Origin of the sequence: Streptomyces sp. NPDC002573 (assembly GCF_042889625.1) — a bacterium.
Classification (GTDB): Bacteria; Actinomycetota; Actinomycetes; order Streptomycetales; family Streptomycetaceae; genus Streptomyces; species Streptomyces gibsoniae.
Genome location: NZ_JBIARC010000001.1, coordinates 186836 through 201963 on the forward strand (window position 1 = coordinate 186836; position 15128 = coordinate 201963).

9 protein-coding genes and 1 riboswitch are annotated in these 15128 nt (G+C 72.7%); of the genes, 4 read left to right on the plus strand and 5 right to left on the minus strand.

Going from position 1 to position 15128, the window contains the following annotated elements; genetic code table 11:
- Nucleotides 1–135: 135 nt before the first annotated feature.
- The 3 genes from ACFYX0_RS00865 to ACFYX0_RS00875 form a co-directional block, all read right to left on the minus strand.
- Nucleotides 136–1302: a VWA domain-containing protein gene (locus ACFYX0_RS00865; RefSeq protein ID WP_388965322.1), complete on the minus strand. Its 1167-nt coding sequence runs from the start codon at nt 1300–1302 to the stop codon at nt 136–138.
- Between the two features lie 128 nt (nt 1303–1430).
- Nucleotides 1431–3881: a DUF5682 family protein gene (locus ACFYX0_RS00870; protein ID WP_388964896.1), complete on the minus strand. Its 2451-nt coding sequence runs from the start codon at nt 3879–3881 to the stop codon at nt 1431–1433.
- A gap of 130 nt (nt 3882–4011) precedes the next feature.
- Entirely contained in the window at nt 4012–5148 is a 1137-nt protein-coding gene (locus ACFYX0_RS00875; protein ID WP_388964899.1) for an AAA family ATPase, read from the minus strand.
- 131 nt (nt 5149–5279) lie between these two features.
- On the opposite strand from ACFYX0_RS00875, the gene ACFYX0_RS00880 reads away from it, so the two are divergent.
- A complete protein-coding gene (locus ACFYX0_RS00880) occupies nt 5280–6632 on the plus strand; it encodes an SWIM zinc finger family protein (RefSeq protein WP_388964902.1) in 1353 nt (450 codons plus the stop codon).
- Nucleotides 6633–6673: 41 nt separating this feature from the next.
- The gene (locus tag ACFYX0_RS00885) at nt 6674–8287 is read left to right on the plus strand and encodes a DUF5691 domain-containing protein (RefSeq protein WP_388964905.1); all 1614 of its coding nucleotides are present in this window, start codon (nt 6674–6676) and stop codon (nt 8285–8287) included.
- A 126-nt stretch (nt 8288–8413) separates the two neighbouring features.
- Here ACFYX0_RS00885 and ACFYX0_RS00890 read toward each other — a convergent pair whose 3' ends face one another.
- Nucleotides 8414–8830: a cobalamin B12-binding domain-containing protein gene (locus tag ACFYX0_RS00890; RefSeq protein WP_311691157.1), complete on the minus strand. Its 417-nt coding sequence runs from the start codon at nt 8828–8830 to the stop codon at nt 8414–8416.
- Between the two features lie 616 nt (nt 8831–9446).
- Between ACFYX0_RS00890 and ACFYX0_RS00895 the strand changes: the two genes are divergently transcribed.
- Both ACFYX0_RS00895 and ACFYX0_RS00900 read left to right on the plus strand, forming a co-directional pair.
- Entirely contained in the window at nt 9447–10307 is an 861-nt protein-coding gene (locus tag ACFYX0_RS00895; protein WP_355909255.1) for an alpha/beta fold hydrolase, read from the plus strand.
- Between the two features lie 210 nt (nt 10308–10517).
- Nucleotides 10518–12122 (plus strand): peptidoglycan DD-metalloendopeptidase family protein, encoded by a 1605-nt coding sequence (locus tag ACFYX0_RS00900; RefSeq protein WP_388964908.1) that lies wholly within the window; start codon nt 10518–10520, stop codon nt 12120–12122.
- Between the two features lie 55 nt (nt 12123–12177).
- Here the strand turns inward: ACFYX0_RS00900 and pcrA are convergent, their stop codons facing one another.
- Nucleotides 12178–14700: a DNA helicase PcrA gene (gene pcrA, locus ACFYX0_RS00905; protein ID WP_388964911.1), complete on the minus strand. Its 2523-nt coding sequence runs from the start codon at nt 14698–14700 to the stop codon at nt 12178–12180.
- A 252-nt stretch (nt 14701–14952) separates the two neighbouring features.
- Nucleotides 14953–15122: riboswitch (cyclic di-AMP (ydaO/yuaA leader) on the plus strand.
- Nucleotides 15123–15128 lie beyond the last annotated feature (6 nt).

Below are 15128 nucleotides of genomic sequence, written 5' to 3' on the forward strand. Positions count from 1 at the left end.
CCGAGGTCGAAGCGCCGTCGATCCTCGCACGGCCCTCCCTCCGTTGCGCAAGTCCCCTGTTACCGATGGGTAGCCATGTCCGGTTTCCTCCTTGCGTCAAACCGTGTCCTGTTTGCGAGGTGTCTCTCGCCCTGCTCAGGCGGTCTCCGGCACCGGCAGGGGCCGCTTCTCGATCGCCGCCGCCATCACCTCCGGGAACAGATCGGGCGTGCACGCGAACGCCGGTGCCCCCAGTGCCGCCAACGCCGCCGCATGCTCACGGTCGTACGCGGGCGCCCCCTCGTCGGAGAGCGCGAGCAGCGCCACGAACTGCGCCCCCGACGCCTTCATCGCCGCCACCCGCTTGAGCATCTCGTCCCGGATCCCCCCTTCGTACAGGTCGCTGATGAGAACCACGACCGTCTCCGTGGGCCGGCTGATCCGCGACTGGCAGTACGCCAGCGCCCTGTTGATGTCCGTGCCGCCGCCGAGCTGGGTGCCGAAGAGGACGTCGACCGGATCGTCGAGTTGGTCGGTGAGATCCACGACGGAGGTGTCGAAGACGACGAGCCGGGTCGCGAGGGACCGCATGGACGCGAGGACCGCCCCGAACACCGACGCGTACACCACCGAGGCCGCCATCGACCCCGACTGGTCGATGCAGAGGATGACCTCCTTCTTCATGGACTGCGACGCCCGTCCGTACCCGATCAGCCGCTCCGGTACGACCGTTCGGTACTCCGGCAGGTAGTGCTTGAGGTTGGCGGCGATCGTGCGGTTCCAGTCGATGTCGTGGTGGCGGGGCCGGTGGAGCCGGGCGCTGCGGTCGAGGGCTCCGGTGAGCGTGGCCCGGGTGCGGGTGGCGAGCCGCTTCTCGAGATCCTCGACGACCTTGCGCACCACCGCCCGTGCCGTCTCCCTGGTGGTCTCCGGCATCGCCTTGTTCAACGAGAGCAGCGTGCCGACCAGGTGCACGTCCGCCTCGACGGCCTCCAGCATCTCCGGTTCGAGCAACAGCGCGGACAGGCCGAGGCGATCGATGGCGTCGCGCTGCATGACCTGGACCACGGACGACGGGAAGTACGTCCGGATGTCCCCGAGCCAGCGAGCGACGGACGGCGCCGACGCCCCCAGCCCCGCCGAACGGTCCCGGCCCTGACGCGAGGCGTCCCCCTTCCCGTACAGCGCGGTCAGCGCCCCGTCCATCGCCGCGTCCCGCCCGGTCAGCCCGTACCCGGTTCCGTCCGCCGAATTCCCTCCGAGCACCATCCGCCAGCGCCGCAACCGCTCGTCTGGCCCGGCCGAGCCGGCCGCACCGGTCATGTCGGCCGCCCCCGTCACGCCGGCCGCATCAGCGGGGCCGGTCCCTCCGGCCATTCCGGTCACTTCGCCCGCGCCGTCGTCCCGTCCCCCGGCCGGCGTCGCCGCCCCGCTGTCGATCGCATCCGTACTCATCGAGCCACCCCCACCAGCTCGCCGCCCTCTCCTCTGCCCCCGGGGCCGTTGAGATCACTGCCGCCGGGCTCGCCCGGATCACCACCCCCGGGGCCGTCCAGTCCGAGCAGCAGCCGTACCACCGGGACCACCGCGTCCGCCCGCCCGGCGTCCAGGTCGGACGCGAACCCTGACACGCCCGCGCCGAGGGCCACCACGCTTCCCTGTGCCTTCGGCCCCCGTCGGACCAAGTCGCCGAGGGTGCGTCTGACTCCCGGCTCGTATGCCGAGAACGTGCGCCGCAGCAGCGGCAGTACGCCGGTGAACGCCTCCGCCGGCACCCCCGTCAGCCAGGCGTCCACCAGCCCGAGCAGCCGCTCGTCGTGCACCAGCAGCATCCCGCCGGCGCCGCCCCCGACGAATCCCTCGATCCACGCGGCCGCGTCCGTCGGAGCCGTGCCCGGCGACAGCGCGAACCGCATGAGCCGCGCGGCCTCGTCCTGTCCCAACTCCCCCTCGTCCAGGAGAAGTCGCACGGCACGCCCACGGACGACCCCCGCGACGGTGTCCCGGCCGGACAGGGCACGCAGCACGGAACGCCACCGCGCCCGTATCTCGCCGTCGGCCTCCCGTGCTCCCTCCGCCAGCAGACCCACCGCCCCGTGCACCGCGTCCACATGACGGCGCATCTCCTCGGCCGCCTCCGCGTCGAGCGCGGTGCACGCGGGCGGCAGTCCAACGAACACCCGCTCCGCGAGACCCGCCGCGACCTCGGCCAGGGCCCGGGTGTCCGTGCCGCGCACGTCTCCGTAACGCAGGGAGCGGACCAGGGGGGGCAGTGCCTGGGCAAGGTGGCCGACGTCGGCGTCCAGGGCCGCCCGGTCGGCGAGCACCCGCATCACGACGGGCAGCGCGTCGGGCAGTTCCGCCAGGAGGCATCGCTCGGCGAGCGCCGTGATATCGGCGAGCGCCCGCGCGGCGAGGGCGTCCGCCCCGGTCTTGCCGGTCGCGGCGCCGAGCACGGTCGTCCCCCACACCCCCGCCTCCGCGATCCGCACCGCCAACTCCGGCTCCCAGCACAGCCGCCAGGTCTCCCGGAACGTGCCCGTACCGCCGCGCGGGACCGTGGGCTCGCCCCAGCCGATGCCGAGGAGACACAGCCGGTGCAGCAGCCGACTGCGCCCGACGTCGGTCTCTTTGCGCAAGTCCAGCTCCAACTCCCGCTCCGTCGGCTCTGGTTTCAGTCGCAGCCGCTTCTGGAGCCGCGCGACGTCCCGCTGCAAGGGCACGGCGGGAGCCGACGCCGGCACCTCCCCCAGGACGTCACCGACCACGAGGCGGTCGCGCACCAGTGCCAGTGGCACGTCGGAGCCCTCGCACATCACCGCCCGGACGGCGTCGGTCGTCTCGGACAGTCCCGGCAACGGGCGCCCGCGCAGCGCCGCGAGCGTGTCGGCGAGCCGCACCGCCTCGATGACATGCGCGGACGACACGACCCGGTCCTCCTCCCGCAGCAGTCCGGCGACCTTGGTCAGCCATCGCTCGACGGGACGGTCGGGCGCGGCGAACAGATGCGCGTACCAGCCGGGCGATTCGATCCCCGCCCCGTAACCACCGGCCCGGGACAGCCTCCGGTGGGTCCAGGGCACCCAGGTCATGTCCGTCCGCACCTTGGGCAGCCCCTTCAGCAGGGCGCGGTCCGCTGAGACGGCGGTCCTCCGTCGCAGTGCGGGCACATGCCACGCCCCGCACACCACGGCCACCCCGGGACCGAACTCCCGCAGGGACGAACGCACCTGGAGTCGCATGTACGCCTCGCGCACGGTGTCGCGCCGGTGTCCCCCGGTGCCGTACTCCTCCCACAGGGCCGCCATGGCCTCCTCCAGAACCGTGAACGGCGCGAGCGGGTCCCCGCTGCCCGCACCCCGGTGCTCGACGACGTCCTCCCACCACCGCTCGGGGTCGTCGTACCCGGCCGCCTCGGCGAGCACGGCCAGCGGGTCGACGCGGAGGGCGTCACCGGAACCGTGCACCGAACGGGACGCCTCGTCCTCGGGCGACGCCGCTGCGTCCCCGGGTGCCCCCGCCGTCGGTGGCCGTTCCCCCTTGTCCCAGGCCAGCGTGTGCGTCGCCGGGAGGTCGATGAAGCGGGCCGGGGCTCCGTGGTCCAGGGCCCAGCGGAGCGCCACCCACTCGGGGGAGAACTCGGCCAGCGGCCAGAACGCCGAGCAGCCGGGTTCGTCCACGGCGTGGGCGAGCAAGGCCACCGGCGGGCGCATCTCCTCGTCCGCCGCCAGCGGGATCAGGGCGTCCGCCTCCGGTGGCCCCTCGATCAGCACGGCCCGCGGTCGCGCCGCCTCCAGCGCCGCCCGCACCGCACGGGCGGAGCCCGGCCCGTGGTGCCGCACCCCGAGCAGCAGCGGCCCCTCACCGGCCGAGTCGCCCGGCGGCCGGTCCACGCCTGTCATGTGCTCCCCCTCACGCACCCGGACACCTCCGGTCCACCGGTCCCCCTCACCGCCGGGACGCCGAGCTCCCCCGCACCCACCGGTCCCCGCGCCCCGCTCACCAGACCCCCCGCGGGACGGAACCCGCCGTTCATACGGTCACCTCCCGGCAGGCCCGGTAGAAGTCCGTCCAGCCGTCCCGCTCCCGGACCACCGCCTCCAGGTACTCCTGCCAGACGACGCGGTCGGCCGCCGGATCGCGGACGACGGCGCCGAGGATGCCCGCGGCGACGTCGCCGGCGCGGAGCACGCCGTCGCCGAAATGGGCGGCCATCGCGAGTCCGCCCGTGACCACGGAGATGGCCTCGGCGGTGGACAGCGTCCCGCTGGGCGACTTCAGCTTCGTCCGGCCGTCCGCGGTCACTCCGTCGCGCAGCTCGCGGAAGACCGTGACGACCCGCCGGATCTCGTCCATGCCATCGGGCATCACCGGCAGGTCGAGGGAGCGGCCGATCTGCTCGACCCGGCGGGAGACGATGTCCACCTCCGCGTCGGCGGTCTCCGGCAGCGGCAGCACCACCGTGTTGAAGCGGCGGCGCAGGGCGCTCGACAGCTCGTTCACCCCGCGGTCGCGGTCGTTGGCCGTCGCGATCAGGTTGAAGCCGCGGACGGCCTGCGTCTCCTGCCCCAGCTCCGGTATCGGCAGGGTCTTCTCGGACAGGATCGTGATCAGCGTGTCCTGTACATCGGCCGGGATACGGGTCAGCTCCTCGACGCGGGCGACCCTGCCCTCGGCCATGGCCCGCATGACCGGGCTCGGTACGAGCGCGTCACGGCTGGGGCCGTGCGCAAGCAGCCGCGCGTAGTTCCAGCCGTAGCGGATCGCCTCCTCCGGTGTGCCGGCCGTGCCCTGGACGAGCAGGGTCGAGTCGCCGCTGACGGCCGCCGCCAGATGCTCGGACACCCAGGTCTTGGCCGTGCCGGGCACACCGAGCAGAAGCAGCGCGCGATCGGTGGCGAGCGTGGTGACGGCCACCTCGACGATGCGGCGCGGACCGACGTACTTCGGGGTGATCACCGTGCCGTCCGGCAGGGTGCCGCCCAGCAGATAGGTGGCCACGGCCCAGGGCGACAGCCGCCAGCGGGCCGGGCGTGGCCGGTCGTCCTGCGCGGCCAGCGCGGCGAGTTCGGCCGCGAAGGCGTCCTCGGCGTGCGGCCGCAGGGCCCCGGCCGGAGCGGACTCGCTCGGGTTCGGTTCGACGGACATCGGATCAACGGACACACGCATGGCCACATCCCCCTCAGCTCGGCCGGTTCGGATCTGCCACCAACCGTGCACCACCCCACTGACAATGCGCGGTGACCTGCGCAGACTCCCCTCGCCCGGCCATTGTCAGTGCCGGGACCTACCTTCGAGACATGACTGAGCAGGGGGTGCGCTGGACCGCGGAACAGGTGCTGGCACTGGCGCCTGACGCCGCGTCACGCGAGGCGGGGAGCAGACTCGGCGTGGCCGGGCCGTGGTCGGAGGCGGGCAGTTCCGACGAGGGGGCGGTATGGGGGCTGTGCAAGGGCAGCGGCAGCAGTCCGTACCGGACGGTCGTCGATCTCGCGGACGCGGCCGGTCCGGCGTACAAGTGCAGTTGCCCGAGCCGCAAGTTCCCGTGCAAGCACACGTTGGGTCTGCTGCTGCTCTGGGCGGCCGGGGACGGGACGGTGTCGCGGGGGCAGGCGCCGGACTGGGCGGAGCAGTGGACAAGGGGACGCGGACAGCAGACGGACGAGAGGCGTCCGGCCGGTGGCTCGGACTCCGCGACGACCGCTGATCCGGAGGCGGCCCGCCGCAGGGCGGAGCGACGGGCCGAGCGGATCACCGCGGGGGCGACGGAGCTGGAGCAGCGGCTGGCCGACCTGCTGCGCGGCGGCCTCGCCACGGCCGACCGGGACGGATACGGCACCTGGGAGGAGACGGCGGCCCGTATGGTCGACGCGCAGGCCCCGGGACTGGCCGCGCGGGTGCGGGAGTTGGGGGCGATCCCGTCGTCGGGGCCGGGCTGGCCGGTGCGCCTGGTGGAGGAGTGCGCGCTGCTGCACCTTCTCGACCAGGCCTGGCTGCGCCGCGAGCTGCTGCCGGACGGGCTGGCGGCGACGGTCCGTACCCGGGTGGGGCTTTCGGGCTCGCCGGAGGGTCCGCCGGTCCGTGACCGCTGGCTGGTCCTGGCGCAGTACGACACCGCGGACGCGCGGCTGACGACGCGTCGCATCTGGCTGCACGGCGCGCACTCGGACCGCACGGTGCTGCTCCTCTCTTATGGGGCGGCCGGACGTATCCCGGAGCCGACGCTGCCGGTGGGCCTGGCGCTGGAGGCGGAGGTGTCCGCTTATCCGGGCGCGGGGCAACTCCGGGTCGCGCTGGGCGAGCAGTTCGCGCCCCCGGCACCGGCAGGGATGCGGCCGCCGGGCGTGACCACGCCCGAGGCGGTGGCGCGGTACGGGGAGGCCCTGCGGGAGGATCCGTGGCTGGAGTCGTTCCCGGTGACTCTGGACCGGGTCATACCGACGCCGGTCGAGGACTCCTGGCAGCTGGCGGACGCGGACGGCGACACGGCGCTCCCCCTCACCCGCACAGTCGGCGCGCGCCCGGGGCTGTGGCGTCTGGTCGCCCTGTCGGGCGGAGCGCCCGTCACGGTCTTCGGCGAGTGCGGTCACCGCGGCTTCACCCCGCTCACCGCCTGGCCGGAGGGCGCCGGAGGGGCGGTCCCGCTGTGCTGACGACACCGAAGCGACGTGCGAGCGATAAAGAAGGGACTGATATGGCCGCGATCCCCACTCCGCCGGACACGCCCTCCGCCGTTCCCTGGCAGGAGCTGGTGACTGTGGCCCTGCTGGGCACCGACCGGCGTACGCCGTCGTGGACGTCCGGCCGTGCGGCGCCGACGGCGCTGCTGGACCTGGCCGCCGTGGAGACCGTGCGCCGCAGGGCCGGGCTGCGTCCGGCTCCGGCCGGGGCCAGGCCGGAGCCGGCGGCACCGGACACGCGTCCGCCGCTGCCGCCCGCGGCGGCCCGCAGACTGGCCCTGCTGCTGTCCGACCGTCCCGGCACGGGCGGCGGAGGCCGCCGGGGGACGGCGCCCGACCTCATGGAACTGCTGCCCCAGTGGCTGACGCTGGCCGACGCGCGCGGTTTCGCGCCACCCCCCGAGGCGCTGCCCGCGCTCCTGGACGCGGCCCGCGGGCGTACGGATCTGCGCCCCGCGGTGCTGGCCTTCGCCGGCCCGCGCGCGCTGTGGCTGGCCCGGCTCAACCCGGACTGGCGGTTCGCGCTGCGTTCCGCGCCCGGCGGCGGATCCCCGCTGTCGCCGGAGGATCCCGAGCAGGTCCGGCTCCTGTGGCAGCAAGGGCTGTTCGCCGAGCGGGTGGCCCTGCTGGGTGCCCTCCGTGCGCGGCAGCCGGCCGCCGCGCGTGAGCTGCTGGCCGGGACCTGGGCGACCGAGCGGGCCGAGGACCGCTTGATGTTCCTCGACTCCCTCCGCGCGGGTCTGGAGCCCGCGGACGAGCCGTTCCTGGAACAGGCGCTGTCCGACCGGAGCCGCAATGTGCGGGCAACGGCGGCGGAGTTGCTGTCGGCGCTGCCGGGGTCGGCCCTGGCGGGGCGGATGGCGACGCGGGCGGCGGTCTGTGTGGCGGTGGACCGTACGGCGGGGGAACCGACGCTCGTGGTCGAGGCGCCGCACGAGTGCGATCCCGGCATGGAGCGCGACGGAGTGGTGCCGAAGCCGCCGACCGGTCGGGGCGAACGGTCCTGGTGGCTCGGCCAGTTGCTGGAGGCGGCTCCGCTCGGCACCTGGCCGGCACGATGGGGGCGTACACCGACGGAGATCGTCGCACTGCCGGTGGCGGACGACTGGCGGGACGAACTGCACGCGGCCTGGTGCCGGGCGGCGGTCCGGCAGCGGGACCCCGGCTGGTCCCGGGCGCTGCTCGGGCCGCCCTCGGCACCGGAGGCCGGCGGCCCGGGCGCGGTCTCCCTGGCCGAACGGGCCAAACTGCTGTCGACGCTGGGCGCGGACGAACGGGCCGAGTGGGTGGCCGGGTTCATCGCCACGCACGGACTGTCGGAGGCGTTCCAGCTGCTCGGGGTGTGCGCGGTCCCGTGGGTCGCCCCGCTGGGCCGGGCGGTGGTGGACGCGCTCAACATCGCGCGGGACGCCGGGAGTTATCCATGGAGCTTCAGCGGGGTGATGGGGCTCGCGGAACGGTGCCTGGATCCCGCGGAGGCAGGCCGCCTGGCGGCGCTGACGGCGATACCCGACGAGCCGGAGGACGCGTCGCCGGGAGCGGTCGGCTACTGGACCGAGGCCTTCCAGCGTCTGACGACGACGCTGCGCCTGCGCGCGACGATGAGAGAGGAGCTGGGCGAGCCGTGAACCGGCCCGCCCCAGAGGGTCCGGGGGCGAGGCAGCCCGGCCGAGGGTCGCCCAAAAAGCCGGCCGCCGGTCCCGTAGGACTCAGGGCCGGACTCCGACCCCCGTGAGACTCAGGTCCCGTGGACCTCAGGCCCCCGCGGGCTGACGTACGTTCGCGCGGACCCAGTCCACGATCGACGCGGTCGTCGCGCCGGGCGTGAAGATCTCCGCGACGCCCTTCTCCTTGAGCAGCGGGATGTCCGCCTCCGGGATGATCCCGCCGCCGAAGACGAGGATGTCCTCGGCCTCGCGCTGCTTCAGCAGTTCGATCACCGCGGCGAACAGCGTGTTGTGCGCACCGGACAGGATCGACAGTCCGATCGCGTCGGCGTCCTCCTGGATCGCCGTGTCCACGATCTGCTCGGGCGTCTGGTGGAGGCCGGTGTAGATGACCTCCATACCCGCGTCACGCAGCGCCCGTGCGATCACCTTGGCCCCGCGATCGTGGCCGTCGAGCCCCGGCTTGGCCACCACCACGCGGATCGGACCGGCTGCCACACCCATCACTGCCTCCATGAAGCGACTACTCCACCCTGTACCCGATGTACCACCCCGCCGCCACACCACGCACCGGTTGACACACGGGCCGCGAGCCTCGCGGCACAGGCGTCCCGCGCCGACCGACCCGGGAAGTGAACGAACGTTATCGCCAGCATCCCGCAACCGGCAGTTTCGCGGTGGTCACCGAGGGGGAAATCACACAATGGGACACGTTCGCCGCGCAGGGTCCCCCCTCCCCGCGGCACTCGCGCCGCAGCATGAGCGGCTCGCGCGCCGTGGTCCGAGGGGATCGTGCGCACGGAGAGCCGCATCAAGGCGGCCACCCACCGTCGGCCGGGCGCCGGGTGGCTGGCCCGCCGGCGAAAGGATTGCAAGGGCACGACGACAGCGGGAGCCGCACCCGTACCAGGAGAACGGGGACCGCATCACGCGGACGGCGGGGAGCCTTTCGTCATCACGACGAGAAGGGTCACCCGCCGCGCCATCGGCTCATATGCCGCATTCGCGGTACGGCCGCCCGTAGCCACGGCAGCTGCCCCGCAGGCCACCGCCAGCCGGCTTTCCACAAGGGCACACGGGGGACGCAGGCGTCCTCGCGTGCGCCGACGGGAGGTCGGCCATGATGGTCACGCGGGCAGTGCAGCCCTTGCTACCGCTGTGCCAGCGCATGTTTCCCAGCAGGCTGGCCGGTCTCTCCATGGCCCTGCTGAAGGCGACCGCCCTGGAGCTCGCGATACTCGCCGGGCATCTGCTCCTCTATCCCTCCGGGATCATCCAGGAGCGCCATGCCCACGCACTCCCCATCCCACCGGGTGCCGCGACGCTGCCGACCGAGGCCAAGCCACCGGTCATCCTGGTCCACGGGTTCATCGACAACCGCTCGGTCTTCGTCCTGCTGCGCCGCAGCCTCGCCCAGCACGGCCGGCAGCACATCGAGTCACTCAATTACTCGCCGCTGACCTGCGACATCCGCACCGCGGCGAAACTGCTCGGCCGGCATATAGAAGAGTTGTGCGAACGCACCGGGCATCCGCGGGTTGACGTCGTCGGCCACAGCCTGGGCGGACTGATCGCGCGGTACTACGTACAGCGCCTCGGCGGTGACCTCCACGTCCGTACGCTCGTCACGCTGGGTACGCCCCACTCCGGCACCCGGGTGGCCCCCCTCGCGAACGCGCACCCCATCGTCCGCCAGATGCGCCCGGGCTCCGAGCTGATCGAGGAGCTGCGCGAACCGGCACCCGGTTGCCGTACACATTTCGTGAGTTTCTGGAGCGATCTGGACCCGCTGATGGACCCGCTGGAGACGGCCTGCGTCGACCACCCGGACCTGCTCGCGCACAACATCCGGGTGAGCGGCATCGGCCATCTGGCCCTGCCGGTCCACCCCGCGGTCGCGACCGGGATCCGGCAGGCGCTGGATCTCGCGCAGCCGGCGGCACCGGCGGACGCGCCCGCCGGGGGCCTGACGGTGGCGTGACAGCTGCCCCGACACCTCCCGGCCACCCTCCGGCCCTCGAACGTTCATCGAACGCAAAGCCAAGCCCTTGCCCGGGGGCCGCCGAAACACGGGCGATTGCCCGTTTCCTGACGCAGGGAAACCTGCGGAAGATTGTCGTGCCCTCGTACCGCCGGGTACAGTCACCGCACTGCTCTGCCAGCCCCTGCTGTCGAGGCGAAAGAGAAGTTGGTGAACGACCGTCACCCGTCGGGGACCGCGACGCCCCCGGCTCCGGCCCCCGATGCCGCCGAGGCGCACTACGCGCCGTACGGCGTGCAGGGCGGCCAGTACGGTGAGTTCACCACGTCGTACGCCGATCCCGCCGCGACCGCGTTCGGCGCCCACGGCCACACGGCGACGGCCTTCTCGGCCGACCCCCTCTTCGGCGACCTCCCGGGCCATGGCGCGACCGGCTCGTACGACACCTCCGCGTGGTCGACCGCCGGTCACCCGGGTCACGCGGACGCCCATCCGCACGGCACCGGCACCCACGAGGCGCTCCACTACGACCCGTACGCCGCCCAGCATCACGCCGCGTTCGACACCGGCAGCCATGACACGACCGCCTGGGGCGCGGGCTACCAGCACCTCGCCGCCGGTATCCCCGCGCAGGGCGGGGCCCCCGAGGCCACCGGCCAGTGGGACGCGGGGGCCTGGCGCGAGGCCGGCCAGTCCGCGGACGGGACCCAGCAGTGGGACTGGGGCACGCAGGGGGTCGACACGGGGGCGTACGACGCCACTCAGTGGAACTCGGGCGGCACCGCCGAGCACGAGGCGCACGACCGGCAGACGGCGGCGCACTTCGATCAGGCCGAGTTCTTCGACCCGTCGGCGACGCAGACCTTCGAACACCCCCAGACACAGGTCTTCGACACCGCCGACGCCTACGACCACCAGGCCACCTCCGCCTTCGAACAGCTCCCGTACGAGCAGCACGACGCCACGGACGACGAGCCGGAACCCCCGTACGAGCCGTCCGACGACGCGGCCCTGCTCGACGACCAGGAAGAGACCGCTCCCGCGCCGGCCTCACGCGCCGCGTCCCGCACGGCCGGCCGGTCCCGGCGCCGTACCCCGGCGAAGCGCTCCGCGCTGCTGACCGTCGCCGTGCCGTCGGCGTGTGTGATGGGGGTCGCCGGGATCGCCGCCGCGACCGTCGGCGTGGGCGGCGGGAGCGACGCCAAGGACACGACGGCGAGCGCGCCCGACGCGGCGCCGGTCAAACCCTCCGCCGCGAACGTCAAGCTGGACTCCCAACTGCAGAACCTGTCCGCGGGCGCGAACGACTTCGCGGACCGGGCGAGCCGTACGCAGCAACGTATCGACCTCAAGGCCGAGCAGGCCGCCGAGCAGAAGAAAGCGGCGGCGGAGGCGGCCCTCAAGGAGCGGCTGCGCCCGAAGTTCGTGCTGCCGGTCACCCAGAAGGGGCTCAGCGCCTACTTCGGCCAGGCCGGGGTCAACTGGATGTCGGTGCACACCGGCATCGACTTCCCCGTCTCGTACGGCACGACGGTCATGGCCGCCACCGACGGCACCGTCACCACGAAGTGGAACAGCGCCTACGGCAACATGATGATCGTGACGGCGAAGGACGGCACGGAGACCTGGTACTGCCACCTCTCCAGCTACCGCGTCGCGTCCGGGGCGGTCGTGAAGGCCGGCCAGCCGATCGCGTACTCCGGCAACTCGGGCAACTCCACCGGCCCCCATCTGCACTTCGAGGTGCGGCCGAACGGCGGCGCCGCGATAGACCCGCTGCCCTGGCTGCGCAGCCACGGGCTGGACCCCACCTGATCGAAGACCCACAGAGGAGAGCCTCTGCCGTGCGGCGGGGGCTCTCCTGTGTGCCCTACAGCTTCTCCACCGGCGCGTACCGCAGCAGCAGCCGCTTCGGCTTCGTGTCCCCGAAGTCGATCGTCGCCTCCGCGTTCAGGCCCGTGCCCTTCACGCCGACCACCGTGCCCAGGCCGAACTGGTCGTGCGTGACGCGGTCGCCGACCGCCAGGGAGACCACCGGCCGCTCCGTCGCACCACCCCGGCGCGTGGCGAAGCCGGACGCGCCGGCGGCCGAGGACCGCGACCGGGCCGACGAGAGCGACGAGGACAGGGAGGCCGCCACACCCGAGACGGGACCCGAGGAGACGGGCGCGGACGAGCCGCCCGTCCGCTTCCACTCCACGTGCTGGTCCGGGATCTCCTCCAGGAAGCGCGAGGGCGGGTTGTACGAGGGCTGGCCCCAGGCGCTGCGCATGGCGGACCGGGTGAGGTAGAGCCGCTCCCGCGCGCGGGTGATGCCCACGTACGCCAGGCGGCGCTCCTCCTCCAGTTCCTTGGTCTGGCCGAGCGCGCGCATGTGCGGGAAGACGCCGTCCTCCATGCCGGTCAGGAAGACCACCGGGAACTCCAGGCCCTTCGCGGTGTGGAGGGTCATCAGCGTGATGACGCCGCCGCCCTCCTCCTCGTCGGGGATCTGGTCGGAGTCGGCGACCAGGGCGACCTGCTCCAGGAAGTCGGACAGCGTGGCCGCCGGGGTGCCGGCCCCCGGTGCCGCCGCGGCCTCGCCGCGCTCCTGCTCGAACTCCAGGGCCACGGCGGCGAGTTCCTGGAGGTTCTCGATGCGGGTCTCGTCCTGGGGGTCGGTCGAGGCCTGGAGTTCGGCCAGATAGCCGGTGCGCTCCAGGACGGCTTCCAGGACCGTGGCCGGGCCCGCGCCCGACTCCACGATGGTCCGCAGGTCCTCCATCAGCGCGTTGAACCGCTTGACCGCGTTCGTCGAGCGGGCCGCCATGCCGTACGCCTCGTCCACGCGGCGCAGCGCCTGAGCGAAACTGACCTTCTCCCGCTGGGACAGGGCGTCGATCATCGCCTCGGCGCGCTCGCCGATGCCCCGCTTCGGCACGTTCAGGATGCGCCGCAGCGGAACGGAGTCCTCTGGGTTCGCCAGCACCCTCAGATAGGCGAGGACGTCCCGGACCTCCTTGCGCTCGTAGAAGCGGACGCCACCGACGACCTTGTAGGGCAGGCCGACGCGGATGAAGACCTCTTCGAAGACACGGGACTGGGCATTGGTGCGGTAGAAGACGGCGACGTCGCCCGCCTTGGCCTCGCCCCGGTCGGTGAGGCGGTCTATCTCGTCGGCGACGAACTGCGCCTCGTCGTGCTCCGTGTCGGCGACATAGCCGGTGATCCGCGCGCCCGCGCCCGCGTTGGTCCACAGGTTCTTGGGACGGCGCGACTCGTTGCGCTCGATGACCGCGTTGGCGGCACTCAGGATCGTCTGTGTGGAGCGGTAGTTCTGCTCCAGGAGGATCGTGGTGGCGTCCGGGTAGTCCTCCTCGAACTGGAGGATGTTGCGGATGGTGGCGCCGCGGAAGGCGTAGATCGACTGGTCGGCGTCACCCACGACGCACAGCTCGGCAGGCCGGAGGTCGTCCTCGCCCGGCGGCACGTCCACGGGGTGCCCGGAGGTGCCGACCAGCTCGCGGACCAAGGCGTACTGCGCGTGGTTCGTGTCCTGGTACTCGTCGACGAGGACATGGCGGAAGCGGCGGCGGTAGTGTTCGGCGACGTCCGGGAAGGCGCGCAGCAGGTTGACCGTCGTCATGATCAGGTCGTCGAAGTCGAGGGCGTTCGCCTCGCGGAGCCTCGACTGGTACAGCGCGTAGGCCTGGGCGAGGGTCTTCTCGAAGCCGTCGGCGGCCTGGGCTGCGAAGTCCTCCTCGTCGATCAGCTCGTTCTTCAGGTTGGAGATCTTGGCGCTGAACGACTTGGGCGGGAACCGCTTGGGGTCGAGGTCCAGGTCGCGGCAGACGAGCGCCATCAGCCGCTTGCTGTCGGCGGCGTCGTAGATCGAGAAGGAGGACGTGAAGCCGAGCTTCTTGCTCTCGCGGCGCAGGATGCGGACGCACGCGCTGTGGAACGTCATCACCCACATCGCGTTCGCGCGCGGGCCGACGAGTTGCTCGACGCGCTCCTTCATCTCGCCCGCGGCCTTGTTGGTGAAGGTGATCGCGAGGATCTGCCCGGGATGCACGCCCCGCTCGGCCAGCAGATAGGCGATGCGGTGGGTGAGCACCCGGGTCTTGCCGGAGCCGGCGCCGGCGACGATGAGCAGGGGGGAGCCGGCGTGCACGACCGCCGCGCGCTGGTTCTCGTTCAGCCCCTCGACCAGGGCCCGGGGGTCGAGGACCGGGCGGGGCGCGCCGTCGCGGTAGTGGGTGTCCCGGGTCGGCGGCACGTCGAAGTGCCCGCCGAACAGATCGTCCGGAACCGGCTCCGGAGCGTGATCGTCCTCGGGCGGCGGGGGCTCCCCCTCCGGGGCCGAGTCGGCCTGGAGGTCCGCCAGGAAGCTGTCGTCAAAGAGGCTGCTCATCGCTCTCCGAGTCTAGGGTGCCCCACCGACAACCGACCGCCGTCCCGGAAACTCCACACTCGGACCGGCTCCGCGCCTCACCTGTCACCATACGGGCCTGCCTGCTCACGGTACGCGCCCGAAGCGAGGGTCTGTAGTCAAGATCACGGAAATGTATCGGGCATATCACGCATCAACCTTCACAGGAGCCACAACAGTTGGCTAGCGTGCCGGGCGGGCCGCACGACCCCCACCGGCGAACGTCGCCGGGTCGCGCGGCCTCCGCCGAGTCCGGTGCGCCCTGCGGCAGCCGGAGCCGGGGACCCACCCGACCTGGGGTGAATCGGCCACGCGTCCTGGGGGACTTGGCCGTAGGGCACACACCTTCCGAACCACCCGCCCGAACCCGACAGCTAACCCGGTAGGCGGTGTACGGAAGGAGACGCCTT

Coding starts and splice junctions, on each gene's coding strand:
- ACFYX0_RS00865 (WP_388965322.1), bottom strand. CDS start 1,302: ATGACCGGTGCGGCCGGCTCGGCCGGGCCAGACGAGCGGTTGCGGCGC.
- ACFYX0_RS00870 (WP_388964896.1), bottom strand. CDS start 3,881: ATGACAGGCGTGGACCGGCCGCCGGGCGACTCGGCCGGTGAGGGGCCG.
- ACFYX0_RS00875 (WP_388964899.1), bottom strand. CDS start 5,148: ATGCGTGTGTCCGTTGATCCGATGTCCGTCGAACCGAACCCGAGCGAG.
- ACFYX0_RS00880 (WP_388964902.1), top strand. CDS start 5,280: ATGACTGAGCAGGGGGTGCGCTGGACCGCGGAACAGGTGCTGGCACTG.
- ACFYX0_RS00885 (WP_388964905.1), top strand. CDS start 6,674: ATGGCCGCGATCCCCACTCCGCCGGACACGCCCTCCGCCGTTCCCTGG.
- ACFYX0_RS00890 (WP_311691157.1), bottom strand. CDS start 8,830: ATGGGTGTGGCAGCCGGTCCGATCCGCGTGGTGGTGGCCAAGCCGGGG.
- ACFYX0_RS00895 (WP_355909255.1), top strand. CDS start 9,447: ATGATGGTCACGCGGGCAGTGCAGCCCTTGCTACCGCTGTGCCAGCGC.
- pcrA (WP_388964911.1), bottom strand. CDS start 14,700: ATGAGCAGCCTCTTTGACGACAGCTTCCTGGCGGACCTCCAGGCCGAC.